The following is a 2060-nucleotide window of genomic DNA, read 5'->3' on the forward strand; positions in this document are numbered from 1 at the left end:
GGGAATGAGATGTTCGCGACATCTGCCTATGCGCAAGAAACAGCGCCGGCCGCGGCCGAGGGCGATACGCATGCGGGCACTGCAGTGCCTGCCGCGGAGCATGAAGCGTTCCCGCCGTTCGACGCCAAGACCTTCCCGTCGCAGATCCTGTGGCTGGTCATCACCTTCGGGCTCTTCTACCTGTTCCTGAAGCGCGTTGTGATGCCGCGTCTTGGCGGCATCATCGATGTCCGCAACGATCGCATCACCCAGGACCTCGACCATGCCGCAAGGCTGAAGGGCGAGGCGGATGCCGCCGTTGCCGCGTATGAGCAGGAACTGGCGGAGGCCAAGGCCAACGCCAACAAGATCGGCCAGCAGGCAAGCGACGCCGCCAAGGCGGACGCCGAAGGCACGCGCAAGAAGCTCGAGGCCGAGCTCGAGAAGAAGCTTGGCGAGGCCGAGGCGAGCATCGCCTCGATCAAGGCCAAGGCGATGAAGGAAGTCGGCACGATCGCCGAGGATACCACGTCGGCCATCGTCGAGGCGCTTGTCGGCGGCAAGGCCGACAAGTCCGAGATCGCGGCCGCGGTCAAATCCGCGAGCCGGTGAGGAGCGGGATCATGGACGCCACATCACTTGCCACGCTCTGGGCCACCATCGCCCTGATCATCTTCCTCGGCGCCATCATCTATCTGAAGGTGCCGGGCATGCTCACCAAGTCGCTGGACGGCCGCGCGGCCAAGATCAGCGGCGAGCTCGAGGAAGCCCGCAAGCTTCGTGAAGAGGCCCAGCAGCTGCTTGCCCAATACCAGCAGAAGCGCAAGGAAGCCGAGAAGGAGGCCGCCGACATCGTCGCCGCCGCCAAGCGCGAGGCTGAGCTGCTTGCTTCCGAGGCGGCCAAGAAGACCGAGGACTATGTCGCCCGGCGCACCGCGCTTGCCGAGCAGAAGATCAGCCAGGCCGAGCGCGAGGCCGTCAGCGAAGTGCGCGCCTCGGCCGTCGACATCGCCGTCGAGGCCGCCCGCGTGCTGCTCGCCGCCAAGGTTGACGCCAAGGCCGGTGCCGACCTGTTCAAGTCGGCGCTGGATGACGTCAAGGCCAAGCTGAACTGAGCTGACTTCGAAGTTTCGAAGTCAAAGCCGCCTGGGCAACCCGGCGGCTTTTTTGTTGTAGCACGCTCGTCATCCTAGGGCGGAGCAAGGAGCAAGGAGCGAAGCGACGCGCGCAGACCCTAGGGATCCATGCCGTGACGCTAAGGCGTTGCAACGATGACAAAATTCTGCGCCGCTGCGCCCCACGAAAGAGGTCACGGCATGATCCTCGGGTCAAGCCCGAGGATGACGAAGGATCGAGGCAGTCGCCGTCACTCCAACCCGGCCAAGCTCTCTTCCTCGACCACCTCGGCGCCACCCAGTCTGAACGGCGCGAACGAGGTCCGGTGCAGCCTCGCCACCGGGCCATGCGCCTCGATGGCGGTGCGGTGCCGGACCGTCGCGTAGCCCATATGCACCTCGAAGCCGTAATGCTCGTGATGGCCGCCGCAGCCGCACATCATGCGGTCGCGCATCACCTTGGCGACGATCGAGGCGGCGGCGATCGACTGCGAGCGCTGGTCGCCCTTGATCAGCGCGCGGCCTTCGCAGGCGAGGCCTGGCGGGATGTCGCGGCCGTCGGCCAAGGCGAGTTTCGGCTGCAGCGAGAGACCCGCGGCGGCGCGGCGCATCGCCTCGAGACTCGCTTTCAGGATGTTGCTGTTGTCGATGCCTTCGGCGCTGATCGAGGCCATCGAAACGCTGAGCGCCGAGCCAAGGATCTTCAGGAACAGCGCCTCGCGCTGCAAATGGGTGAGGCGTTTAGAATCGTCGAGGCCTTCCGGGATATTGGCGGGGTTAAGCACCACCGCCGCAGCCACCACTGGACCCGCGAGCGGACCGCGGCCAGCTTCATCCATGCCGGCGACCGGCCACAGCCCGTCGGCCATCGCCTTGGTCTCGATCGAGAAGTCGGGCTTCTCGACCATTTCAAAGAGAAGCGGAGAATCGGAACGCACGCGAGCCATGGTGCGGCGAGGTTCGCAT

General features: G+C 65.5%; 3 protein-coding genes. 2 read left to right on the plus strand and 1 reads right to left on the minus strand.

What is annotated here, in order from left to right; genetic code table 11:
* The first annotated feature begins 9 nt into the window (after window positions 1–9).
* Both EOA24_RS35665 and EOA24_RS35670 read left to right on the plus strand, forming a co-directional pair.
* Window positions 10–591: a F0F1 ATP synthase subunit B gene (locus tag EOA24_RS35665; RefSeq protein ID WP_127410687.1), complete on the plus strand. Its 582-nt coding sequence runs from the start codon at window positions 10–12 to the stop codon at window positions 589–591.
* 11 nt (window positions 592–602) lie between these two features.
* Window positions 603–1094, plus strand: a complete 492-nt coding sequence (locus EOA24_RS35670; RefSeq protein ID WP_126078614.1) for a F0F1 ATP synthase subunit B — start codon at window positions 603–605, stop codon at window positions 1092–1094.
* A 251-nt stretch (window positions 1095–1345) separates the two neighbouring features.
* Here the strand turns inward: EOA24_RS35670 and EOA24_RS35675 are convergent, their stop codons facing one another.
* Window positions 1346–2041: a ribonuclease HII gene (locus EOA24_RS35675; protein ID WP_126078613.1), complete on the minus strand. Its 696-nt coding sequence runs from the start codon at window positions 2039–2041 to the stop codon at window positions 1346–1348.
* Window positions 2042–2060: the final 19 nt, after the last annotated feature.

The organism is Mesorhizobium sp. M2A.F.Ca.ET.039.01.1.1 (assembly GCF_003998035.1).
Taxonomy (GTDB): Bacteria; Pseudomonadota; Alphaproteobacteria; order Rhizobiales; family Rhizobiaceae; genus Mesorhizobium.

Bases quoted from the DNA above. Each gene is read 5' to 3' on its own strand.
- EOA24_RS35665 (WP_127410687.1), top strand. From the start codon at position 10: ATGTTCGCGACATCTGCCTATGCGCAAGAAACAGCGCCGGCCGCGGCC.
- EOA24_RS35675 (WP_126078613.1), bottom strand. From the start codon at position 2,041: ATGGCTCGCGTGCGTTCCGATTCTCCGCTTCTCTTTGAAATGGTCGAG.
- EOA24_RS35670 (WP_126078614.1), top strand. From the start codon at position 603: ATGGACGCCACATCACTTGCCACGCTCTGGGCCACCATCGCCCTGATC.